The sequence below is a fragment of the Mucilaginibacter lappiensis genome (assembly GCF_900155965.1).
Lineage (GTDB): Bacteria > Bacteroidota > Bacteroidia > Sphingobacteriales > Sphingobacteriaceae > Mucilaginibacter > Mucilaginibacter lappiensis.
Map to the genome: position 1 here is coordinate 122,316 of NZ_FTMG01000017.1, position 25,605 is coordinate 147,920.

At 41.3% G+C, this 25,605-nt stretch carries 19 protein-coding genes; 4 read left to right on the top strand and 15 right to left on the bottom strand.

Annotation, left to right across the window (positions count from 1 at the left end; genetic code table 11):
* Positions 1-59 precede the first annotated feature (59 nt).
* A complete protein-coding gene (gene ggt, locus BW976_RS24510) occupies positions 60-1,754 on the bottom strand; it encodes a gamma-glutamyltransferase (RefSeq protein WP_076377590.1) in 1,695 nt (564 codons plus the stop codon).
* A gap of 262 nt (positions 1,755-2,016) precedes the next feature.
* On the opposite strand from ggt, the gene BW976_RS24515 reads away from it, so the two are divergent.
* Positions 2,017-2,511, top strand: coding sequence for a hypothetical protein (locus BW976_RS24515; protein ID WP_076377509.1), 495 nt, complete (start codon positions 2,017-2,019; stop codon positions 2,509-2,511).
* A gap of 95 nt (positions 2,512-2,606) precedes the next feature.
* On the opposite strand, the gene BW976_RS24520 is transcribed toward BW976_RS24515, so the two are convergent.
* Both BW976_RS24520 and BW976_RS24525 read right to left on the bottom strand, forming a co-directional pair.
* Complete coding sequence (locus BW976_RS24520) at positions 2,607-6,350, bottom strand: S8 family serine peptidase (RefSeq protein WP_076377511.1); 3,744 nt, start codon at positions 6,348-6,350, stop codon at positions 2,607-2,609.
* Between the two features lie 406 nt (positions 6,351-6,756).
* A complete protein-coding gene (locus BW976_RS24525; protein ID WP_076377513.1) occupies positions 6,757-8,406 on the bottom strand; it encodes an NAD+ synthase in 1,650 nt (549 codons plus the stop codon).
* A gap of 57 nt (positions 8,407-8,463) precedes the next feature.
* On the opposite strand from BW976_RS24525, the gene gldB reads away from it, so the two are divergent.
* The gene (gene gldB / locus BW976_RS24530) at positions 8,464-9,501 is read left to right on the top strand and encodes a gliding motility lipoprotein GldB (RefSeq protein WP_076377515.1); all 1,038 of its coding nucleotides are present in this window, start codon (positions 8,464-8,466) and stop codon (positions 9,499-9,501) included.
* A gap of 172 nt (positions 9,502-9,673) precedes the next feature.
* Here the strand turns inward: gldB and BW976_RS24535 are convergent, their stop codons facing one another.
* The 6 genes from BW976_RS24535 to BW976_RS24560 all read right to left on the bottom strand — a co-directional run bounded on the left by BW976_RS24535 (position 9,674) and on the right by BW976_RS24560 (position 18,694).
* The gene (locus BW976_RS24535) at positions 9,674-9,868 is read right to left on the bottom strand and encodes a hypothetical protein (RefSeq protein WP_076377517.1); all 195 of its coding nucleotides are present in this window, start codon (positions 9,866-9,868) and stop codon (positions 9,674-9,676) included.
* Between the two features lie 60 nt (positions 9,869-9,928).
* Complete coding sequence (locus BW976_RS24540) at positions 9,929-10,798, bottom strand: DUF4349 domain-containing protein (RefSeq protein ID WP_076377519.1); 870 nt, start codon at positions 10,796-10,798, stop codon at positions 9,929-9,931.
* Between the two features lie 190 nt (positions 10,799-10,988).
* On the bottom strand, positions 10,989-12,563 hold the full coding sequence (odhB, locus tag BW976_RS24545; RefSeq protein WP_076377521.1) for a 2-oxoglutarate dehydrogenase complex dihydrolipoyllysine-residue succinyltransferase: 1,575 nt from the start codon (positions 12,561-12,563) through the stop codon (positions 10,989-10,991).
* A gap of 115 nt (positions 12,564-12,678) precedes the next feature.
* The gene (locus BW976_RS24550) at positions 12,679-15,498 is read right to left on the bottom strand and encodes a 2-oxoglutarate dehydrogenase E1 component (protein ID WP_076377523.1); all 2,820 of its coding nucleotides are present in this window, start codon (positions 15,496-15,498) and stop codon (positions 12,679-12,681) included.
* A 256-nt stretch (positions 15,499-15,754) separates the two neighbouring features.
* A complete protein-coding gene (locus BW976_RS24555; RefSeq protein ID WP_076377525.1) occupies positions 15,755-17,164 on the bottom strand; it encodes an MAC/perforin domain-containing protein in 1,410 nt (469 codons plus the stop codon).
* A gap of 219 nt (positions 17,165-17,383) precedes the next feature.
* Positions 17,384-18,694, bottom strand: a complete 1,311-nt coding sequence (locus tag BW976_RS24560; RefSeq protein WP_076377527.1) for a DASH family cryptochrome — start codon at positions 18,692-18,694, stop codon at positions 17,384-17,386.
* A 659-nt stretch (positions 18,695-19,353) separates the two neighbouring features.
* Here BW976_RS24560 and BW976_RS24565 point away from each other — a divergent pair.
* Positions 19,354-19,701, top strand: coding sequence for a hypothetical protein (locus BW976_RS24565; protein ID WP_076377529.1), 348 nt, complete (start codon positions 19,354-19,356; stop codon positions 19,699-19,701).
* Positions 19,702-19,788: 87 nt separating this feature from the next.
* Entirely contained in the window at positions 19,789-20,178 is a 390-nt protein-coding gene (locus BW976_RS24570) for a hypothetical protein (RefSeq protein ID WP_076377531.1), read from the top strand.
* A gap of 127 nt (positions 20,179-20,305) precedes the next feature.
* Here the strand turns inward: BW976_RS24570 and BW976_RS24575 are convergent, their stop codons facing one another.
* From BW976_RS24575 to BW976_RS24610, 6 genes are all read right to left on the bottom strand, one after another.
* Complete coding sequence (locus BW976_RS24575; RefSeq protein ID WP_076377533.1) at positions 20,306-20,866, bottom strand: hypothetical protein; 561 nt, start codon at positions 20,864-20,866, stop codon at positions 20,306-20,308.
* Between the two features lie 284 nt (positions 20,867-21,150).
* A complete protein-coding gene (locus BW976_RS24585) occupies positions 21,151-22,080 on the bottom strand; it encodes a hypothetical protein (RefSeq protein WP_076377537.1) in 930 nt (309 codons plus the stop codon).
* A 22-nt stretch (positions 22,081-22,102) separates the two neighbouring features.
* A complete protein-coding gene (locus BW976_RS24590) occupies positions 22,103-22,357 on the bottom strand; it encodes a hypothetical protein (RefSeq protein WP_076377539.1) in 255 nt (84 codons plus the stop codon).
* 595 nt (positions 22,358-22,952) lie between these two features.
* Positions 22,953-23,690 (bottom strand): SDR family oxidoreductase, encoded by a 738-nt coding sequence (locus BW976_RS24600; RefSeq protein WP_076377592.1) that lies wholly within the window; start codon positions 23,688-23,690, stop codon positions 22,953-22,955.
* Positions 23,691-23,730: 40 nt separating this feature from the next.
* Entirely contained in the window at positions 23,731-24,528 is a 798-nt protein-coding gene (locus BW976_RS24605; RefSeq protein WP_175614174.1) for an SDR family oxidoreductase, read from the bottom strand.
* An 89-nt stretch (positions 24,529-24,617) separates the two neighbouring features.
* Entirely contained in the window at positions 24,618-25,484 is an 867-nt protein-coding gene (locus BW976_RS24610) for a helix-turn-helix domain-containing protein (RefSeq protein WP_076377544.1), read from the bottom strand.
* Positions 25,485-25,605 lie beyond the last annotated feature (121 nt).

Below are 25,605 nucleotides of genomic sequence, written 5' to 3' on the forward strand. Positions count from 1 at the left end.
TGTTCATTAGTTTATTAGTTGCATGGTGAATAACAAGGCAAGATCAATGAACTATTGAACTAATAGCCCAATTTTGTATCATCACCACGCGGATCTGCCCCGCCCTGGTAACCTTGCGGGGTTTTCAAAATGGCGTCAACACGGCCAATACCGCGTCTGCTGTTTATTTTATATCCTTTGCTTTGCAGTTTTATTATGGTTACACTATCTAATGCTCCTTTTTCGGCGGCTATTTCGTCAGGCAGCCACTGATGATGAAAGCGTTTGGATGTTACCGCCTGCTGCATATCCTGATCAAACTCAATCACATTAATAATAGTCTGAAAAACCGACGTTATGATGGTTGATCCCCCAGGTGTACCCACTACCATCAATAACTTACCATTTTTTTCAACAATGGTAGGTGTCATTGACGATAGCATGCGTTTACCGGGCTGTATACTATTAACCTTACCGCCAACCAGTCCGTACATGTTAGGTACACCGGGTTTGGAGCTAAAATCGTCCATTTCATTGTTCAATAAAAAGCCCGCACCTTTTACAAATATTTTTGAACCATAACTATCATTTAAGGTTGTTGTGATGGATACCGCATTACCATCCCCATCAACAATAGAATAATGAGTGGTTTGGTCGCTTTCGTACCCTACAAAAGTGCCGGGCCGTATGCTGCTGCTTGGTGTAGCTGCATCCCAACTAAAATTGCTCATGCGCGATGAAATGTAAGCAGGGTTCAATAAGCTATCAACAGGTATCTTGTAAAAGTCAGGGTCGCCCATGTATTTGGAACGATCGGCATACACGCGGCGTTCAGCCTCTACAATCAGCCGTATGGTTGAATCCTGATTATAACCCCATCTTTTAAGAGGGTATTTCTCAACTGAATGCAGCAATTGCAGCAACGCTATGCCGCCGCTTGAAGGAGGCGGCATGGTAATAATTTTATATCCTTTATAGTTTCCGGTGACGGCCTTACGCCAAACCGAATGGTAGTTTTGCAGATCGGCTTTGGATATCAAACCATCACCGGCCTTCATTTCAGCAACTATCTGATCGGCAACTATGCCACCATAAAATCCTTCGCGCCCTTTATCACGAATTTGTTCCAGAGTTTTAGCCAAATCTTCTTGTATCAAGATATCACCTTCATGCCATTCCGTATCCTTTATTAAATAAGTTTTGCCAGGGTTTAATTTTTCGATCTGCGCTTTTAAATGGTTTAAGTCAGCAGCAAAACGCTGTGTTATCTTAAAACCGTTATGTGCCAGATTGATAGCAGGCTGCAACAGGTCGGCCCATTTGAGTTTACCATACTTCTGATGGGCCTGTACCATGCCATCAACAGATCCGGGTACTCCGGATGCTTTATGAGTGTACAAACTCATATCGGGTATCACGTTACCTGCAGTATCAAGATACATATTAGCGCTGGCACCAGCCGGCCCTTTTTCTCTAAAATCAAGCGTATTGGTTTCACCTGTTTTTGAACGGTATACCATAAAACCACCTCCACCTATATTGCCGGCATCGGGATATGTAACTGCCAGCGCAAAATGAACGGCTACAGCCGCGTCAACAGCGTTACCCCCCTTTTTTAATATATCAAGCCCAATCTGGGCCGCATCAGGGTATGCACATACCACCATACCATTATAATATGGGGTATTTATATTTGCCACCGGATGCTTTTGTGCATATCCTAATGGAACAAAAAGCAGCAGTGCCAAAACCATACTCAGACGGCTCTTTTTCATCAGGTTTAAGTTATTCATTTTATCATTGATCAGATTATTTTACTAAAATAACCTATTTGCCGATATAATCTCCCTCTTAAAAGCTCAATATTTAGCACTGATTTTCAGCATGATAAAAATTTACAAATACAGATTTTCAATTTAAATGCCATAAAATTTCAAATCTGCCGTTTATTTGCAGGATATGTGCAAGTTGAAAGACTTAACAAAACATGAGGGTTTCCATGCACAGGAATAACATTCATTCAATTAAAATCACTACATGAAAAAATTAGCTTACATTTTATTTTTCTCGGTTTCATTCTTGCTAATAGGAAAACGTTCGCAGGCTCAGGATTACAAAACAGCAGTTGGATTAAAATTTGGCGCTTACGAAGTAGGTCCTTCTATAAAATACTTTATGGATAATAGTGCCGCGCTTGAAGGTATCATCGGTATACGTGATCATGGTGTGGTAGTAACCGGGTTATATGAAATACATCAACAGGCTTTTGGTGTTGATAAGCTGAATTTTTACTACGGTTTTGGTGGTCACCTGGGATCGGTAGGTAGCGGTTATTACAAACGACTAGGCGGTGATGATGAATACTATAACGGTAAACACATCCTGATAGGAGCAGATGCAACGCTTGGTTTGGAATATAAAATACCCAATGCACCTATAGCTATCAGTCTTGATCTTAACCCACGCCTTGAGCTGGCACGCGGACCGTTTTTTGATATTGCACCCGGCCTGGGATTAAAATATACTTTTTAGTAAAAACCCAACCCTCCCCGGACGGGAGGGCTTTAAAAGCCTAAATAAGAAGATAAAAAGTCTCCCCCATCCGGGGGAGATTTAAAGGGGGCCGATTATCTGCCGATAATGACCTTACGGGCATAAATCTTTTGTCCAAGCAATATTTTGATGAGGTAAACACCCGGAAGTTGTGTAGTAACATCTATCACTTTGCTGAAATTTCCCTGGGGTATGGTTTGTGTATTAAGATAAACTACTTGTCCTGCCGGATTGATTAATGATAATTTGAGATCAGCGGTGGCTTTTGTTGCGAAAACCACATTAAGCTGACTACTTGCCGGAACCGGGAACACCGATAAACCAATCTCTGTTGAATTATCAGGATTTTCAACTGTACGTGCATAGGTGTAAATATCAGACATAGTTACACATCCACCGGATAAGGTATCAGCTACCTGATAATCGCCGCTTTGTAATGGGGCGTATATTTTATTCTTGGCTCCCACAATTGCCTTACCATTCAAAAACCATTGATTACCTGTGGCAAAATTTGAGCTTAACGTGTTACCTGTTTGAGTAATAACGGGCTTAGAAAAACTAACAGGCAATCTTGCAGCCGACGCACAACCCATACTTTGTACCTTAATATCATAAAAATAATAATAGAAATTTTTATAATAGGTAGTGTCTGCGGGGCCATCAGGCGTAGCGTTATTACCCGTGATGCTAAATATACTACCTATACTAAATGGATAGCCTTTTACTCCCCCGTTATTCCGATAAATAGTAGCTTTTGTATCAAAAGTTGCAGATATGCTATAGTTACCGGCTGCAGGCAATTCCAGGTTCAAATCGTACACCTTTCCCTGATCATTAGGATCATCAGGCTGGTCTCCTGGTAGTGGAGTGGTTCGGGTAGCCTGAACATTAATAGCTTTGGTCGACACAATCTGGCCATTACTGTTACTTACATTAAATGTTATTTTACCCGAATTACCAATGTATAACCGGGCGCTTTTAATAATCATTGGCACTTTGGTATTTATATTTATTGCCGGAGTAAACTGATTATAGCTTCCGGATGTGAAAACATTTTTGGTAGCAGGACCTACAGAGCCTTTGAAATCATTTATACCTGCATAATAGGTATTGTTTACAGGAGGCTGAGCAGTAATGGCCGCCGACCCATAAGCTATTGGAGTAGTATCGTTAATATTTTGATACCAGAGCAACGTGCCATCGCCCGTACCAGATAACAAATATTGCTTACTATCAGTACAATAATAAGCACTCAGACCGCCAATTACGGCTGGTGTATTGATCACTACCGTTGCTGTTAACGAATTATTAGAAACCACCGGATCACTGGCTAAATTGCTGGAAGCAGTTATAATATAAGTGTCACCTGCTACCGCATTAAACTTTTGGCTAAAGGTGTAATTATCCTCAGCCAGAGATTGCAATGTCCCGGTATAAGTTTCGTTGTATGTAGTTTTAGTATTATCGGGCGAAGTGATAGTAACTGTAACCGGTATGTTGCTGATGGACGCACTACCAAAATTTTTGAGCCGGATTGTAACCGGTGTACTTGCCGAGCAAGTGCCACTTGATCCCGGGTCTACAATAGCTACAACACCAGCATCAATGCTGGTTTGTAAGAACTGCACCCGATAATCTTGGGTTTCGCCCTTGGCATAGGTGCCGCAGGCTTTTATAGTTGAAGTGTCGCCCGTTTCGGTTAATACCACGCGCATTAAACTATAATTACCCGGAATTACAGATCCCGGAACTTTAATATTGGCAGTAAACGTTCCTGTACCATTAATCACATTAGTGGTAGCAGCAAGCTCATCGTTATCAAAAACGCCATTGCCATTCCAATCCACAAATACTTTAGCTGCTTTGTTAAAATTGCCACCACAGGTACCTAAGGTAATACTCAAAGGATAGGTTTTAGCCTGCTCCAACTGAACGGTAAGATTGGTATAATCTGAATAACTTTTACAGCCCGCGGCAGGAGTATTATTTATGTTTGATAGTTTTACGTTATCAATGCGTGAATCGGCATTTGATAGCGGTGCCGATGTACAATAGGTGGTTCCGCCTGCGCCGGTAACAATAAGTGAATATGCCTGTGGCCCTTGCTTTAAAGTACCTTTGTGCGATACCGTTATAGTATAACTTTTACCAGGAGTAGTATTAGATATATAAACCTGTTCAATATTATCACGGATATTATCGCCGGTTGTGGCGGCTGCTGAGGGAGCATCGGGGTTTAACACCCAGGGATTATAAGTAGTACTGCCATCACTGACCCGGATATCCAAATCGTTAACCAATTTTGGGGTACGGTTATTAATTGTTCCATCAGCATTGGGTGTGCCTTCCGGGTCTGTCCATGATATAGTTGCAGACAGCACATCATTGCCCGATGCTACAACAGTAAAGGTTTGTTTTTGTCCTTGTTGCAGTGAGTTTTCGCTAATGATGCTTTTTGTACCATTATCTGTGATGGCCTGAGCAGCTTTTTTTGTATTAAGCAGCCCCCATCCATAAATATAATCAGGCCCTACATTACCGCCATCAAAGGCAGTTTGGCATACTAATCCTTTTAAAGTGGCTGCCCGCATGAAAGCCCCCCCGTTTTTTTGGGCATAATATTCCTGTAGCAAATACAGTGAGCCGGTAATATTAGGCGCGGCCATTGAGGTTCCGGAAAGAGTGAGGTACGCAGCAGGGTTGGCCACTCCAACAGATAATACATTTACACCGTTACCCACTATATCGGGCTTAATGCGGCCGTCATCTGTGGGGCCCCAACTGCTAAAAAACGCAGTGGTGATATCCTGTCGGCTGCTTGGTCCAAATGGCAATGGGTTTACGCCGCCAACAGTAAGTATATTTTTGGCATTACCCGTGGTGCTGATAATATCGTAACCACTATTATCGCTGATGCCGGCTGGTCTTGGCCCCTTATCAACTAAAGTTTGATCAGTTTTACTTTTGTAGCCATAATAGTCGGCTCCTACAGCCGGGCCATTACTAGACCGGCTATTCCCCGCCGATTCCACGATGAGGTAATAGGGTGCATTGTAAGCAATCTTGTCCCATGCCTGGGCCCGGGTATCATAAAAACCAAAAGTATAATCAACAGTATCGCCGGGTAGGCCGTACCATTCCCAGCGGTTATTGGTATCGTTGAAATTCCAACCCGCCTCATCTCCATAGGAATGATTGGATAATAATAATCCCGATGCGGCTGCACTCATTTCGGCTATGTCATTATTATAATCGTATGATTGCAGGGTAGCAGCATTAAAAGCCATCCCCTTAGCCGGAGCATATACTCCACGGGCTATCATGGTACCGGCTACATGGGTAGTATGGTCAAGCACTGAAGCTCCATCTTTAATAGTGATACTTTTGCCGGCAAATTCCTGATGGGCGGTATATACTGAGCCACCATCCCAGATAGCCAGCTTATTATTTAAAAAAGTGCTGGAGCCCGATAAATTGAGCCCGAGCGAGCCTCCCGGTTGTACCGTATTGGTGCCAGTAGTAGCTGCCGATGTAGTATTATTATGGGTGATGAGATAAATAGGAAAACCTAAAGCGTTAACACCTTGCAAGGATACCAGGTTACCGTTTCTGGTATGGCGCTGCACACTCCACCCCCTGCTTGCAGCCAGGGATAAGGCCTGTTTGTGACTAGCCTCGTAAGTACTGCGTATCTGGCTGGAAAAACGTGTTAACTCGGCACGTTTGGCGTCGGTTACCAGCGCTTGTTGGGCAAAAGTGCTGGCCCTTGCACACAGCAATAAAAAACATATACAAATTGCTGCGTAAGATTTATTCATAGATCTGAGATATAGGCATTTTTACAGCCCTAAATCTATAAATATTCCTTTAGTTATTAAAGCCAAACCCAATTAAAGCTTATTAAATACGCTGTATATAATACAACCTATGGAAACTTGACAACATCGCTTTGATAATCGACAGGGTGAGTATTCCTCGTTACACCGGCTTTTGCCGAAATATTTTGCCAGGATCACTAAGGGTATGTCAACTGCAAATTGACGTATAGTCTTGGATTGGGTTGACTCAATTGACAAAAAAGTGGGTTTACATGGTTTACACTTTTTATGGTTAACATGCATGCAAATTACTATAAATCAAACACTTACACTTTATTTCATCAAAAAAGTGTAAACCATGTTTTAGCGATGACAAAAAATATATAAAACTTTAATAATCAATTACTTACGAAAGATATTTACCTACAATAGGCATCCGGCGCCCCATACCAAATGCTTTTGGCGATACCCGGAGTATAGGCGGGGTTTGATAACGTTTATGCTCGGCCAGATTGGTCAACCTGATCACCCGGCGAACTATGGCTTCGTCATAACCCATTTTGATGATATCGGTTGATGAACGGCGATTCTCGATGTACTCCGCCAGAATTTTATCCAGAATATCATATTCAGGTAAGGAGTCGGTATCCTTTTGATCGGGCCTGAGCTCTGCTGATGGTGGTTTGATGATAGAATTGATCGGGATGATTTCTTTATCCCTATTGATGTAACGGGCCAGCTCAAAAACCTGCGTTTTGTAAACATCCCCAATTACGGATATACCACCGCACATATCGCCATATAAAGTACCGTAGCCAACTGCGGCTTCACTTTTATTGCTGGTATTTAATAGAATATAGCCAAACTTATTGCACATAGCCATCAGTAATATAGCGCGACTGCGTGATTGTATGTTTTCTTCGGCTATGTTAAATGGCAGGTTATTGAATTGCGGGTGTAGCGCGGTTTCAATAGCTCCGGTGATATTTTTAATCGGAACCAGTTCACTTTTGCAACCCAGGTTATTCACCAGATCCTCTGCATCTTTTAACGAGTGATCCGAAGAGAAGCGTGATGGCAACAACACGGCCATCACATTTTGAGCGCCCAAAGCTTCGGCTGCTAATGCACATACCACAGCGGAGTCGATACCGCCAGACAAACCAAGGATGGCCTGCTTAAAGCCCGATTTATAAAAATAATCGCGGATACCCAATATGATGGCCTGGTGTATCTGTTCAATATCGGCAGCACGTTCGGCTTTCAAGGTTGTGGGGTGATCAAAGCTGATAGAGGCATCCTCATTTAAGGTGTAGTATGCCAGGTTTTCTTCAAAATAGGGTAACTCATCAATCAATTTACCGGTGTTATCAAAAACCAATGATCCGCCATCAAATATCAATTCTGTTTGTGCCCCTATCTGGTTTACATACAGCAAGGGTAAATGGTAACGACTGGCATTATCACTTAAAATAGCTATACGCTCCTCGTCATGGTTATAAGCAAAGGGCGATGCGGCTATATTGATCATTACATCAGGCTGTTGATGGATCAGACTATCCATTGGCCTGGTAATATATAGTGGATTTTCGATGGTATTCCACAGATCCTCACAAATGGTCAATGCTATCTTTTTGCCTTTAAATTCAATACAATTAAACTCGGTTGAGGGTTCAAAATATCGATACTCGTCAAATACATCATAATTGGGCAGCAGGGCTTTGTTTACCACAGCCTTTACCTGTCCGTTTTCAATAAAGTAAGCGGAGTTGTTCAGGTCTTTCCCCTCCTCTTTATGATTATAGGTAGGCAAACCAATAATACAGGCTATATCGGTACATACCGCAGCTATCTTTTTTGCCGATTCATCGCACAGATCAATAAATTCATCAAACTCCAGAAAATCACGCGCGGGATAACCAGAAACACACAATTCGGCAAATACCACCAGGTCGGCGCCGTTTTTTTTGGCCTTTTGTATATGGTCGATAATTTTGGCTGTATTCGATTCGAAGTTACCAATATGATAGTTAAGCTGGGCTAATGCAATTTTCATGAATAGTATAGTAACGTATTAATGCAAATAAAAATTATTTTTGCTCAAAGGATAAAGATGATAAACCCCCGGCTCAAAGCAAAGCAAATTTACTTAATTTTTTCCATCGCCCTGATATTCGCGTCATGCGGGCGCAACAAAAAGGTTGATGTAAGTAATATCAATATGGAAGTTAAGGTAGAGCGATTTGATCGCGACTTTGATGCCATGCGCACTAAGCCAATGACTGCGCAAGCCATTTATTTGCAGCAAAAATACGGTGCTTTTTATCTCGATTTTATAAGCCGCATCCTGGTGGCAGGCACTACTGCTGATACGGCTTATTTTAAGACCCTCCACGAGGTTTTTAATGGCAAGGCCTATATCGATCTGAAACATGATGTAGATGCCGCCTATCCCAACATGGATGCGCAGAATGCCAGCCTTACACAGGCATTTAAATACATTAAGTATTACTATCCGCAAAAAAGATTACCCAAAGTTTATGCTTATTTTTCGGGTTTCCAGGCACAAACTTCTATTGGGGATGGCTATTTTGCCGTAGGACTTGATCTGTTTTTGGGTGCCGATTCCCGCTTCTACCCTGCTCTTACCAATGCATTCCCACATTATATGTCCAGGCATTTTACCCCCGAAAATATAGCCCCGCGCGTAGTGGAAGGTATTGCCCGCGAGGATATGTTCCCGGAGGATGACAATAATAAATCGATGCTCGAAAAAATGGTTTACAACGGCAAGATCATGTATTTTATGGATCGTATACTGCCGGAGGTTGGCGATACCACCAAAATTGGTTATACTGCTGCCCAGCTTAAATGGTGCGAGGATTTTAAAGTAAAAATATGGGGTTATTTTTTAGATGAAAACCTGCTTTACGAAACCGATTATCCTAAAATCCAGAAATATTTTACCGAAGCCCCCTTTACTCCCGGTTTGGGCGAAAAAAACGAGTCGGCGCCAAAATTGGCGGTCTGGACAGGCTGGCAGATTGTACGGGAGTATATGGATAAGCATCCTGAAGTTACCCTGCCCCAGTTAATGGCCGAAAAGGATGCGCAGAAGATACTCAATCAATCGAAGTATAGACCTAAGTAGATGTGCAGATTAACTTCGTTGAGGGCTTCCCCGTTTCAAATGTTTGGATATGCAAATGATTGATGCCTTGTAACCAGGCAATAAAAAAAGCAGCCTCTCTGAAATTCAGAGAGGCTGCTTTTTTTATATTTGAAATTCATCTGCACATCTAAAATTTGCGCATCTGCATATCTTATTTGATGATCCTGAAAACAGTTCTTAAACCTATTGCCACGCCTAAAATAAGCAACAAGTTAGCTATCCACGAAAAATAGGTTGAGTTTTCATCACCAGCAAAACGAATGAAAACACCTGTTATGCCAATAGCGATAGCTAAAACCAATATTTTATAATGTTGTTCTGAATTAGCGTTTTGTGTAGACTCCATGGTACTTTTATTTAATGTTGGGCAAAAATAGAAATGTTTACGGAATTTACCACCAATTTTTTAGGATTTTATCGTATCAGGTAATATAGAATATTTTCTTTTATAATAACGGATAAACAACCAGGCACTCACACCACCTAACACAAGAAATACCCACGCATTAGCTAACCCGATAACCAATTCAGCAAAAAGCGACCAACCATAGGCTAAAGCGCCTAAAAACCTTTTATGAACAGGTAATTGATAGGCCGATGGATCATCATTGGCAACAACCTCTTTAACTATGCCATTGTTTTGATAAAAACTCAAAGTTAGGGTGCTTAATTTAACAGCCTTATCTATTTTAAGATTGTTTATTTTACTATCAACTAAATCATCTTTCATCGTTAATTCGGTAGTGGCGTTTTTATCTCTTTTATTTTGTTCGGCAACAAATGCGGCTTTATTACCCTGTTTTAATTTGGACGATAAATATTCAAGTGATTTATCGTCAATATCCATTTTGCTGGAGTTGACATATAATCCTATACGGGCCACCTGAATTATAAAATCCTCCAGGTGATTGGGAGGAATACTCACGGTCATATCAGCAACACGGGTAAATGAGGTTATGTGCATTACCGAATCATTACTTATGCGTACATCCTGGCTCCGTTCCGTAGTAGCCTGCATTTGATGGTGCATTACTATGCCATTATATTTTGTAGTAAGTGCAGCAATATTCTCAACAGTTTGCTGTACATCTTTCACCTTAAATCGCATATCCGCAGTTTTCACCAGCTTCGATGCAGCGGAGGTATCAGCACCGGATGATCTGGCAGTATCAGTATCACCCACCTTTTGATCAGTGTTATAACCTGAGCCAGAACCCTTACAAGCGCCCAGCAGCAAGACGGCCACCAATGGCAGCATTAAAATTTTTGTTTTCATGTTGTTGTTAATTTTTTTTGGTTACTATTGATACCAAAAAAGGGAATTAGGTAACCCTTAATGAAGAGAAGCAAGAAGTCAGAAGCAAGAAGTCAGATAAAATATCTGGCATCTAACTGTTATTGCAAGAGGACTGGTAAAACAAAAAAGCCCGGCATGTGCCAGGCTTTTTAATATGATTACGGTAGTATTAAACCCCTAGTAATAACCTTGCGGGATCTTCCAGTAATTGCTTTACACGTACCAGGAAGCTTACCGATTCACGGCCGTCAATAATGCGGTGATCATATGACAGCGCCAGGTACATCATTGGGCGGATAACCACTTGTCCGTTTACGGCAACCGGGCGTTCAATGATATTGTGCATACCCAATATAGCCGATTGAGGCGAGTTTAATATCGGGGTTGACATCATAGAACCAAATACACCACCATTGGTGATAGTGAAAGTACCACCTGTCATTTCAGGAATGGTTAATTTGTTTTCACGGGCTTTACCGGCTAATACAACAATCTCCTTTTCAATTTCGGCAAGGCTCAAAGTATCTGCATTACGGATCACCGGAACAACCAAACCTTTAGGGGCAGATACAGCGATAGAAATATCAGCAAAGTTGCTGTACACTACTTCTTCGCCTTCAATACGAGCGCCAACAGCGGGCCAGTCTTTTAAAGCCTCGGTAACCGCCTTGGTAAAGAACGACATGAAGCCTAAGCCTACGCCGTGTTTCTCTTTAAATTTATCTTTGTATTTACCGCGCAGTTCCATGATTGGCTGCATATCTACCTCGTTAAAGGTAGTTAGCATAGCTGTTTCATTTTTAACAGCAACCAAACGTTTGGCCACTGTTTTACGCAGCGAGGTCATTTTTTCGCGTTTCTCGCTTCTTTCGCCGGCTATAACTGGTGCGGCAACAGGAGCTGAAACTGCAGGTTGTGCAGCAGGTTTAGCCGGTGCAGTCTGCGCGTTCAGGGCATCCCCTTTAGTGATACGACCATCAACACCGGTGCCATTTACACCTTTAGGATCAACACCTTTTTCGGCCAGTATTTTGGCAGCAGCAGGTGATGGGGTACCGGAGGCATAAGTTACCGCGCCATCGGCTTTGGTAGGTGCTCCACCGCGTGGCGACTCATCTGTAGCGCTTACAACCGCAGGCGTTACAGGTGTAGCCTGTACAGCAGCGCCTGCCCCTTCAATGGTACAAACAACCGCGCCAATAGGCAATACGTCACCTTCTTTAGCTATAGTTTTTAATACACCGGCTTTTTCGGCAGTTAATTCAAATGTTGCTTTATCTGATTCCAGCTCTGCGAGGGCTTCATCCATTTCAACAGTATCGCCATCTTTTTTTATCCAGCGCGATAAAGTAACTTCTGTTATAGATTCCCCTACTGTAGGTACTTTAATTTCTAATGAACCAGCAGCAGGTGCAACAGCAACCGGAGCCGGAGCAGGTGCGTTAGCTACAACTTCGGGCTGTGGTTGAGCCGCAGGAGCACTTTCCTTTGCAGGAGCAGCAGCGCCAGCGCCTTCTTCAATATTGGCAACAACAGCACCAATAGCTAATGTATCGCCTTCTTTGGCAACTGTTTTTAGGGTACCTGCTTTTTCGGCAGTCAATTCAAAAGTGGCTTTGTCCGATTCTAATTCGGCAATAACCTCATCCATTTCCACGTGATCGCCATCTTTTTTTATCCAGCTCGATAGGGTTACTTCTGTAATTGATTCGCCTACCGGCGGAACTTTGATCGCTAAACTCATATTTTAGTTTTGTAGATTTAATATTTTATTTGGTACGGGTTTCCTGTTGCGAGGTTCGCGTAAATAGTTGTTAGCTTAACACCCGCACCCCGAAACCCGCCACAGGCAACAGAACTTAATCCGCTCCGGCATCAGCCATTTTTTTTGTTGTCTTTTTTATTGCGTCTTTTACCACTTTACCGGCAGGTGCTTCAAATGCTTTGGAAACAATATACGCCTGTTGGGCAGCATGTTGTTTAGCAAAACCGGTGGCTGTACTACTGCCTTCGATGCGTGAAATAACACTCAGATTAATCACTTTATCGCTATGGAATTTGCGGCAGATATAAGGCCATGCTCCCATGTTTTCCGGCTCTTCCTGTACCCAGATAAACTCGGTAGCTTTATCGTATTTAGCTTTAATTTTCAATATCTGTGTAACAGGTGTTGGGTATAGTTGTTCTATACGAACAATGGCAATATCCTTGCGTTTATCTGTTAATTGTTTCTCCTGCAAATCATAATATACTTTACCGGTACATAACAATACACGTTTTACCTTTTTAACGTCGGCATAAGTGTCATCTATCAATTCATGGAATTTACCATTGGTAAATTCGTCAATTGGTGATACGCATTTAGGACTACGCAGTAAACTTTTGGGGGTAAAGATGATCAATGGCTTGCGGAAGTCGCGGTGCATTTGCCTGCGCAGGATGTGGAAGAAGTTAGCGGGTGTGGTACAATTAGCCACCTGAATATTATCATCAGCACAAAGCTCCATAAAACGCTCTACACGTGCAGAGGAGTGTTCAGGACCTTGTCCTTCATAACCGTGCGGCAACAACATGACCAGTCCATTACCACGCTGCCATTTGGTTTCGGCGCTGGCAATGTATTGGTCAACAATGATCTGTGCACCATTGAAGAAGTCACCAAACTGGGCTTCCCATATCGTTAAGGCATTTGGGTTTGCCAGGGCATAGCCATATTCAAAACCTAATACACCATATTCAGATAATAAAGAGTTATAGATGCTTAGTTTAGCTTCGGTATCGATAGTTGCCAGCGGAGTATATTCATCCTCAGAATCAATCAGGGTTAATACCGCATGACGATGAGAGAAGGTACCACGTTTAACATCTTCACCACTTAACCTTACCGGGAAACCGTCTTTTAACAAGGTACCGTAAGCCAGCAATTCGGCCATGGCCCAGTCAAATACCTGAGTATTGTTTACCATTGCCCGGCGATCTTCAAATAATTTTTCGATCTTTTTAAAGAAGCCTTTATCTACCGGCAGGGAGGTTAATTTATTACCGATCTCTATGATTTCTTCTTTAGGCACTGATGTATCAATAGCCGATACCAGTTCTTTATGGCTGGCTAAGTGCAATCCGCTCCATGCGCCTTCAAACATGGCGATGGTTTCGGTAAATCTTTCTTCGGCTTTTGATTCATCCAGTTTTTGCTGTAGTTCATCACGGAAAGTTTTTTCCATTGATTTAAGCAAGCTGGCATCAATGCTGCCTTCGGCCACTAATTTTTCATTATAAATAATCAGTGGATTAGGGTGCGCCTCAATGGCCTTATATAATAATGGCTGGGTGAATTTTGGTTCGTCAGACTCATTATGACCGTAACGACGGTAGCATAAGATATCAATGAATACATCTTCATTAAATACCTGACGGTATTCCATAGCCAGGTTAACTACATAAGCCAACGCTTCTACATCATCACCGTTCACGTGGAAAACTGGCGAAAGCACTGTTTTAGCCACATCGGTACAATAAGTACTGGAACGGGCGTCTTTATAATTAGTGGTAAAACCTATCTGGTTATTGATTACCAGGTGAATGGTACCACCTGTGCGGTAACCATCCAGTTTTTCCATTTGTAAAACTTCGTAAACAATTCCCTGGCCTGCTACAGAAGCATCACCATGGATCAGTATCGGAGCTATCTTGGAATGATCGCCACCATATTTAAAATCGATTTTTGAACGGGTAATACCTTCTACAACCGGGTCAACCGCTTCCAGGTGCGATGGGTTTGGACAAAGGCTCAAGTGAACTTTTTTACCGTTGGAGGTAGTTACATCGGTCGAAAAACCGAGGTGATATTTAACATCACCACCAAAAGGCGTATCAGAATCAAAGTTTTTGCCTTCAAACTCAGAGAATACCTCTTTGTAGGTTTTCTCCATGATGTTGGTCAGCACGTTCAAACGGCCGCGGTGAGCCATGCCGATGATAAACTCCTCGATACCAAGATCGGCACCTTTATTAATTACGGAATCCATTGAAGGGATCAACGCTTCGGCACCTTCGAGCGAAAAACGTTTCTGGCCCAAAAATTTGGTACCCAAAAAGTTTTCGAAAGTTACGGCCTCGTTGAGCTTATTCAGCATCAATTTCTTTTCGTCGACAGTAAATGAAGGCGTGTTACGGTTGCTTTCCATCCTGTCTTCAAACCACTTCAGTTTAATAGGGTTACGGATGTACCTGTATTCGGCACCAATGGCACGGCAATAGGTATCTTCCAGCAACTGACGGATGTCTCGCAGGGTGGCAGCACCTAAGCCAACTTCAACACCGGCATTAAATACGGTATCCAGATCGGCCTCATTCAGGCCAAAGGTTTCCAATTCTTTACCAGGAAAGTAATGACGACGCTCACGCACCGGGTTTGTTTTGGCAAACAGGTGACCGCGTGAACGGTAGCCGTGAATCATATTGAGTACATTGATCTCTTTTAAAAAGTGATCAGGGGTTTTGTCACCTACACTTGGCGCGGTTGTTCCGGCAGGGGCTTGCGTGTCCTTGCCAAAATCAAAACCTTCAAAAAATTTCTGCCATCCATAATCCACCGATTCGGGATCCTGTTTGTAGCTGTCGTATAGGGTATTAATGTAGTCTGCGTTGCCGCTATTGATATAATTGAGACGATCCATGAGAAACTGATCTTTAAAACGGTACAAAAGTAAGCATATAGGCTTATATACTTCATAATTAATTGTAAAGAAATTTACATATGCCTAATATCTGTGTTATAACGCATAGAATGGAACAAAAGCATATTTGATGGGGTCATAAATTTTAAAATGGCTTAAACAGGATGAATAAAATATCAGCTAACAATTGCTTAAACAGGCACCCACAAAAAAAGGCTGTTTAAAAAAACAGCCTTTTAAAATAGATGGTAATAATTTATTGCTGCAAATAACCTATGACTCCTTCATATATCCAGCCATCACGTCCATTGCCAAGTTCATTAAAATCATTTGAGTACATATGTGCTCCATTTTTAGAGTTTCTGTAACGATATAATGGCTTATATCCGGCTACCGGGGAAAGATCCAAATAACCCGGCACCCCTTCTCTTGTTGCCTGAGATGGAATCTCATTTACATCGGTTGTAAAAAAATGATAGCCATTGCTTAACAAAAATCTGTTTAATGGAGCAACACCAGTCTTTGAGTTATCGTTGTATACATAACCCAAACTACCCTCTACATTCCAATTTGGCTGATTGGCTACCTCATTGGGATCGGTCACCAACATGCGATCGCCACTTTTTGTATTAAAGCACCTATACAATGTTGATTTTCCGTATTGAACCTGAACCTGATGATTGGGTAAATAATCATTATAAATATAATTTTTCACCGCATTTGCCAAACTTGGATCGGGGATCAATTCATTAATTGGGATCAAGCCGCTTTGTGCTATGTTGATCAATTCGGCATTTTGTGCATTAGTACTAGCTTGCCATGCACTATAATCAATAGGCGGCGTATTTTGGGTAAATGAAATTGTAGCCGGCGTAATTCCTAAAGTTGGATCGCCACCATTGGTAAGATAATGCACATACTGATTAAAATTGGAGCTACTTTGCGAATGATTAGAATTAACGCCTGCGTTAATGGAGAATATAGCTCCTAAACTGGCATCCAAGCCTGCTGAGGCGGCAGATTTCCTGTCGGTACTTTTGGTTTCTGATTGATAGGTAACTTGCAATTTTGCGCCTAAAATAATGTCAGAAAGTACAAAAGCACCATATTGACTCACTATTTGTTGTGGCGTAAGCGTAGCAATATCATTTAAAAAATTCTGTGTTAAATATTTTTGCAGCAATGCAGACGTAGCGTTGAATTTCAACTCCCGTTGTTGGATCAGCAAATTATAACTCCCATAAATATATTTGGAGTTAAAAGAATTTGAATTTGAATAAGCCGATGTTACTGAACCTTTAAACAACGAAAAGCCCACTGTAGCGTTTAAATGTGCCGAAATATCTGAAGCATAGGCTTGTACATTTTCACCATATGAAAAAGATGAATTTCTGGTTGTGTTTAAATTAGTAACTAATCTGGTTGGCTCGGTGCTGTAAAGTTTAGCGATATCAACCACCTGGAATGTGGTTGAACTTGAGTTTGCATATTCACCTGTTACATCATAGCCATAACCCAACAAATCCCAAACACCATCTTTGGCTGATTGTGATTTTAATTTACCGGTTGCTGTATTGGTTTCTGTTTGTTTTGGGGTTAGCTGATCTTGCTTTTTGCATGACCATAACATTCCCAGTAAGGGAATCAAGAGTAAGATTTTTTTCATAAAAGCGACAAGGATTTAAATAATATAATACGACAAGTATACCACTTAAATTAAATAATAATATTAAGAAATAGTAATATTTACAAACACTATTAGCAACCAGCTATATTAATTATAGATGCCGATATTATAAAAATAAACAAAGTGAATCTGCCTGGACCTTTTGTAAAGAGGCTTACTTAATTGAATTAAAACTTTGAAAGAGAAAAAAGCTTAAACTTATACTTTCACCAGATCGCCTGCCTCATCTATGTGCGATGGTTGCCAGGTAGTTACAAAATCACTCTCCGCGTCTTTAGACTGCATAGATGCTATAGCGTATTTACTTTCTTTGGCATCATTTACCCCGGCAATAAAGGCCCAGTTACCCCAATTGCTGGCTGGCGAATAATCGATTAATTTTTCTTCAAAATAAATCGCCCCGCGGGTCCAGTTGGCTTTGAGGTCATGTACCAAGTAGGTGGCCACTATCTGGCGGCAATGGTTGCAGATAAAGCCCGTTGCATTTAGCTCGTGCATACAGGCATCAATATATGGAACACCGGTTTCGCCATGTGCCCACTTAGTAAATTCCAATTCATTAACGGCTATTTCAGCTTCATCATTTTCCTCGTTTTTGGCTTTGATGAATTTCTGTCCATGTTTTTTAAACATAAACCTGAAATAGTCGCGCCAAAGCAGTTCCAGTTTCAGCATGCTGGCATTTTGCGCGTAACTATCGCCGCTATGTTTAAATATCTCCCAGTAAACCTGCCTTGGCGATATACAACCTACCGACAGCCATGGAGATAATTTGGACGAATTATTAATGCCGCCCCGGGAACCTTTAGGCTTAACAGCCTGCTCACTTTGCGAAAAGTATTTGTGCAGTTGTACCAAAGCAGCCGTTTCGCCACCCTGAAAATAGTTGGTAGCGCGTGGGTCATCAATCGGCTCATCCAACCCTAATTGTTGCAGGGTAGGTAATTCGCCTGCATCTGTTATTGCTGGAATAATAATATGCTCCGGTGTAGGTATACATGGGCGAACATTACTATCACGCTCTACTTTTTTCTTAAATACGGCGAAACTATCCGGAATATCCTTGATCGGGAAGGGAAGGTCTTCTTTATGGTATAGTGTATGCCCGATAAAATGTTTCAGATTAAGCTTCAGTTTCCATAAGGCGGCTTCTACCTGTTCAGATATCTCAGTTTCTTCGTAAGCTACTTCCCTATGATGATACACCTCGTTTACCTGGTATTGTTCGGCAAGTTGAGGTAAAATTTCGGCTGGATTACCTGTTCTGATGATCAGTTCGGCGCCGTAGCCCTGTAAGTTTTTGCGAAGATCGGCCACCGCTTCTAACAGGAAACGAGCCCTAAAACTGCCGGTTTTTGATGCTCCGGAGGCCGTACGCTGAAAGTAATATGGGTCAAAACAATATACAGGCAACACTTTATCAGCCTTACGCACAGCCTCTAACAAAATTTCGTTATCGTGTATCCGCAAGTCATTTCTAAACCAAACCAATATTGTCTTTTCACTCATCGTTAAACAGGGAGTTAACTGAATATATGCAGACCGCAAATTTGCAATTTATTTGTGTCATAAACACACTTTGTTGCAATATTTGACACCGTTTCAACATTTTTTCTGTTTTACAAACGGTTTTAAATGTTGTTTTTTAAGATCCCGAATTACTTATTAGGGATAAATATAAGTTATATCTCTAGTATTACAATAGTGCAACGCCACTCAAAAAACTTTTTAAACCCTTTATTTTAACACTTTTTTGCTCAAAAACGAGATAAAACCTTTGAAAATTGATCCAAAACCATCGATTTTAACACTTTTTAACAAATCCCAATACGATTTCGATGCGTTTTGAAAGCTTTAAAAAGTACCATGTGAACTTTATAGTTATTTTGTTACTATTCTTTAAAGTTATTTTGCCTCATTATTGGATACTCCGCTGTAATTGTGTGTGAACTTTAGAATTAATTTGCCTCATTTCTTTAGAACTACTTTGCCGTTTTCATTGTGTACTTTAGAGTTATATTGTCATTTTTTTTATAATTATATCGCCGATTCCCTAGTGTGAATTTTAAAGTTATTTTGACACTTTTGAAACATACAATTTAATACACCGGAGAGATAATATTTTATATTCTATTTCTATACACAGAATGTCTGATAAACGCTAAAATATGAAACGTTACTACTTTTATGCCCCTTCTGAATACAGGACCGGACAACGAGGTAAATCCGTTATTGATTTCAAGTTGGCGGCTCTTTATGGTGAAACGGTTTATTCTACTAAGAACCGAGCCGATCAGCGCCGTTTTAAATACTTCGATGTGGTTGAGGCCACAGTAGCTACCAAAGAACTCAACCTTTTTAATTTTAAGGTAGAAACTGGTAAGGACGGCTGTATGGGTCATTGGGCAAAAACCGAGGCGGAATTAATACAAGATAAAGCTAAGTGGGGATACCGGCTCGTTTCTGAGCGCGAGTACCTATTGCTAAGAAAACTTGCCATTAAATTATTATTCTGACATACTCAGTTTTTCAATGAAGGGTCAGAGGGGGAAAATCGTTATTACTGGTCAAATACTCGTAATAACCCCTGGTACGATATCAAAATGACCAGCTTAAACTATAAATATAACACAAAGGGTCACGATGATAAATTTTTGGAGTTCTTAAAAACTAACAATTCGCCGTTATACGATGTGACAGTACCTGAGTATATTAGAATATTCGTTATTAAACCCAAAAATGGAAATACATCTAACGAGAACTGCACTTTTGAAATTAAAAGCATTGGTGTAAATCCTGTTTATAGAACGTTTGAAGAGGCATTGAAAGGTTTGGTAACCAGCCGGGAGAATACCACGCAAATATCTTCTTCACAATTCCAACGCATAAGAAAGATTTGTCGGCATATTATGTTTGAATCCTGTGACCTGGATATAACACCATTAAAAGGAAAGCAGGATTATTTCGTCAGGGTTTTAGATGACTGGTCATAATGGGGCCAATTTATCGGTAAAATTTTACACCATATGCTCAATCATCATTTTAATTATTGTCTGTTATATAATTTTCGTTAAACACTTTGGCAGGTTCATAAATGCGAAAAAATTTAATGCAAGGTGGTTAATTACCTTGCATTAAATCTAACTTTTCAAAATATACAGGCCTTCCCCATGAATCAGGTAATTGCCGAAATTTAATGACGTATTCTTGATCTCTGTAATTAATCATTAAATCGGAAATTTTAGAACTGGCGGGATAAGTCCGCGATGTATCGCCATAAAACAAATTAAAGGTAATTCTACAATAACTTATTTTGGCTGATCTGAATTTATTTAATGGGCTAAAGCCAACGATATCATACTCCATAGAATCTATAATTGCCGCAAGTTTAGGGTTTCGCATTCTTAAGGGTGCAAATATCATTTCATAGAGCATGTTTTCTTTATTAGAAAAAGTTTCCTTCACAAATGCTTCAAAAGTCTGCCCTTTCTTTAACTTACCTGGCAAAAAATAAACATCTGATGGTATGCCGTCATCCATTAAGCCAAACCCATATAAAACCAAACCCTCCTCTTGATATACCTTGTAGTTCATTTTTTTGCAATGATCTAGGTATTCCAGTAGGTTGTTCCTGTTGGGGGCATTAAAAAACTCCGTTAAATCCTGCGCTTTAGCCGTCATAACGATACAAATTAAAGTAAATATTAGTATAAACTCTTTAATCGCCCTTTTATTTATATAAACTAATTGACGCAAGGAGTATAAAGTAAATATGCTGGTACTCTTTTAAGTAAACCGGTAGAGCCAGTTTTACCCAATCTTCCTCTACCCAATGATAGCTTTAGCATTTCTTGCTTAGCCTGGTTAATCCATATTTGTGCTAATTTATCCTTCGTCAAACCGGGGTTGTTCTTAAATTCTTGTCGCATTTCAAATTCTCCTTCATTAAGCGCATCTGCCGAGATTTAAGCAGCTTGCTGTGCTGAATAAACGAGATCTCCTTCCACATTATAGAACGGGAGGCCAAAATGTATTTCCGGGATTTCTACCGTAAGCGCTGTGGTTTGTTCGGGGAGGGCCCCATCTGATGCCAGGTGACAATAAAGTTGAGTGACAACAGATTCCTGCCAGAGATCGTGTGTTGTTACACCTACAAAAGCAAAGTTAGATGGACAAACGTAAAAATCTGAAGGTGGAGGTATGACACTTGGAATATCAATGTAGTATGGATCTGGGCCATACCCTACGCTTCCCCCCTCAGTATATGGATCAGCCGAAATTGCACCACCGCCGCCGCCGCCAGTGCCTCCTCCTCCTCCGCCACCACCGCCACCACCCGATGAACCACCCCCACCACCGGACGAACCTCCCGTTGGTGGAAGCGTCCCAAGCCCAGCACCGGGTGATGGAATTTCAGTACAATTGGAGTCCAAATATATCCAGTCAGTACAATTGCCTGTAGCAGGTATACAACTGCGTTGATAATAGTCGATACATATTAACCCGCCACCGGCAAGCTTATAAAATTTCGTAGTGGCCGATGTTGATGGATCAGATAATGTACTTAGTTTAGAGGAACTATTTAACACCTTTTTATTACTGGGTGCTGCGGAATTTGCCAATACTATTTTATCGGCTTCGCTTCCTGCATTCATTTTTATAATTGACTTTAACTTTCCCGCTTCATACTTTTGACCGGAAATGAAATTATTATTTAGATCATAAATAAGTATATTTCCAGTAAACGAGCTTTTATCAGTAGTTGAATTATAATCACTATCACGTTCCATCCAATAGCCTTCTTTAACAGCTGAATTTTCGCCATATAATAACAGGTTTCTATAACCATGTCCATTAAAACGTAAAGGGGCACCTGTCGCAGAATCATAAGGCACACGGGTAATATTAATACCGTTTTTATTTCTGAGAACTGATGCTTTTTGACCAGTTAGGTGTGCCCGGTGCCCCTTCAGTATTCGCTGTTGTCGTACTAAAGTTATTTAATTTGCTGGTTTTAGAGGCTGTTGATAGTTTTGCTTCATAAAAAGCTTTAGAACTGGAAATAATATCCTGATCTGTTACGGTGGTGTTTTTTGATTTCTCTGATTTATTATCTTTCTTGCACGAGACAATAAAAAAAATAAGAAGAAGGACTAATAAGGTTTTTTTCATAATAGTTGTATGTTGATGTTTTCATAAAACTATTATTTAAATTATTAATATAGTATTAAATTATAATAAAGTATAATGGCGATCAAAACTTAATTTTAACCAAAGTTATAAAAACGTCAAAATAACTCTCACAGCAATTCAAAACTCAGATTCGACTCATTAGCTTTGGAGTGCCCGAGTGTATGTCCAAAAAGGACCGATTTCGGACAGTATTAAAATGGGCCTAAATTATGAACTTTATGATTATTTTGTCACTTTTCTTTAAAGTTATTTTGCCTTTTCATTAAAGTTAGATACCAATTTATTGATTCCCAAATAACTACATACCAAACGGTCGTTTTTTGGGTTTTGTTTTCCTTTAACAAAACAGCCCGATCGTCTGAAAAAAGACAATCGGGCTGTTGGATTTGATGTATAAATATACGAAAATTTACCTGTAGATACAAATTCCTGCCATGCGATTCGTAAGGTGCAGAAACCCCTTCCCGGGAAAAGTAATCGTGCACTCCCCCGCTTTTGTTTAGCCATGATAATGGATTTTTGCTGCTAATTGCCAACCGGGAGCTGGAAACTCAATTCCATCGGTATTAGAAAACTACCAGGGTATCTCTTCTGTTTCTGGGTTATACTCCTCGCTGAAAAACTTTCCGGTAGGGCCATCGACACCAATCACAGCATATTTAACGATACGCTTGCCAGCTTCCTCTACCGTACCGGTTCCACGGTGATTGTTAAAATCGGTGGAAATAAAACCGGGATCGACCGCATTTACTTTAAATGCTGTATCGCGCAATTCGTAAGCCAGGTTAAGGGTATACATATTAAGTGCTGTTTTTGACGGAAGGTAAACCGCGCCTTTATAATGGTAATACTGCCAATCCGGGTCGCTATTTAGCGTAAGGGAAGCCATACTTGAACTCACATTCACAATGCGCGGCTCAGGGGCCTTTTGCAACAAGTCCATAAAAGCCTGGGTAACCCTTACAACGCCATATAAATTGGTTTCAAATACCTGTTTGAATAGGTCTACACTCGCGGTAATTGCTGTTTGCGGTCGACCACCGCTGATGCCGGCATTATTGATCAGCACGTCGAGCACATCAGTCTTTTTGCCTATTTCGGCACGGGCGGCTTTTACCGATTCTTCATCACTCACATCAATTTGTATAGCTTCCATGTTGTTGAATCCTTCAGCTTTGAGTTTGGTCACTGCTTGCAGGCCATTCTCTAAATTGCGGCTGCCTAAATATATATAGTACCCCTGTTGCAACAACTGACGGGCGGTTTCGAAACCAATGCTTTTATTGGCCCCGGTTATTAATACTTTTTTCATAGCTTTTTTATTAATATAAATTTTGTTGGTGGGCTGGTAATCACCAGGGGAGTGTCCCCAATTTGGCATGCGAGAACGTACCTGTAGGACCATCCGGACCAAGCAGTGCCACGCGCACCGCCTCGGCGGCGCCCTCCTCTACTGTCTCAGTACCTGCATGTCCGTTAAGGTTCGTTTTAGTAAAGCCTGGGGATACTGCGTTAACCTGGATACCTTCCGGCTCTAATTCGATAGCCATAGCCAGCGTCAAGGCGTTGAGCGCCGTTTTGGATGCAGGATAAACAGGGCCGAAGATAGCGCGGTGTCCGTTAGTCGGATTGGCATTCATGGTTAACGAGCCGGCTCCACTGGATACGTTGACGATACGGGCTTGCGGCGATTTGCGCAGAAGCGGCAGCATGGCCTGGTAAACAGCCAGCACGCCAAACACATTCGTGTCCCACACGGCACGCATTTCGTTGATAGAAACATTGCTGGGGCGGGTTGTTTTGGCATATTCCTCCACAGACTGACCGGGCTGCTTACTGGTATTCGAGATAGCCGCGTTTTGGATGAGCACATCAAGGCGGCCAAACTCGCTGCCTATCCGTTTTGCGGCAGCAGTGATCGAGGCCTGATCTGTTACATCCAACTGGAACGCATGCGCGTGCTGCCCGATCTCTTTGGCCGCAGTTTCGCCACGTTCAAAATTGCGCGAGCCGACCAGCACCGTGAAGCCATGTGTAACAAGATCCTTTGCAATCTGCAAACCGATTCCCTGATTAGCTCCGGTGACCAGCGCTATTGGCCTGTCTCCGTTTATATTGATTTGTTTATCCGTACTTGATACTTTTCCCATGATTCTTTTTGTTTATACAAAGTTCCCGCTAAGCGGGATTCATCTGTTAAAGAGAATCAAACCAAAAAGTATGATTTTCAAATCTTACTTCACCTGAAAGATTTTGGAACAAGGCCGGTTACCCGCTTAAAATAATTGTTAAAATAGGTAGGGTATTCAAAACCCAAACTGTAGGCTATCTCTGCTATGCTCCAGTCGGTATGCTGCAAAAGGGCTTTGGCCTCTGCAACAATACGTTCTGTGATATGTACGGATGTGGGCTTCCCGGTTACTTCCTTTACCGAGCGGTTAAGATAGTTAACATGCACAGCAAGGTTTTCGGCAAAGTCCTGGGCGGTTCTTAACTTGAGCGGAGATCCTATACTTTCTATCGGAAATTGCCTTTCCTGTAATTCCATAAACCGATGTGTGATCCGCGTAGCCGCGTTTTTGTGCTTCGGCTCATTTGATGATGGCTGAATCCTTAATGCTTCATGCATGATGAGTTCTATGCAGGTTTTCAGCAATTCGGCCTGATGTTCATAATCGGTCTGATAAACAGACAGCATTTTTTGATATATGCCCGTTATGAATAGCTCCTGCTCGCTGTTCAAGGGAATGATAGGTGTTTTACCAAAGCGAAATAAGGGAGAGTTTTGCAAAAGCTCCGTGCGTTCCCTGCCCGCCATAAAAGCTTCGGTAAAAACACAGGCATAGCCCTTTCTTTCGGTGTGATGAATTACGCTATGGGATATACGCGGGTTTATTAAAACTAAACAGGTTTGGTTTATTTCAGCCGTTTGGTCGCCATAGGATACCGTCATAACGCTGGTTACCAAAACTATTTTATAAAAATCGCGCCTGCCATGAGCGTGCTGAGGACCTGCCCCTCCCGAGATCTTATAAACCTTAAAACCCTTCCATTTTAAATCCGGAACCTGCAATTCTGCAACTTCGGATAGCGTATTGGTTGCCATGAAGCAAAATTAATAAAATCAAACCTAAAATAGAGTGGGTATAATTCATAGGATTGTTAATATTTAGTGGGATGTTGGGGGGGGGGGTGCGGAGATAACAAGCTTCTAATCTTTTTATACC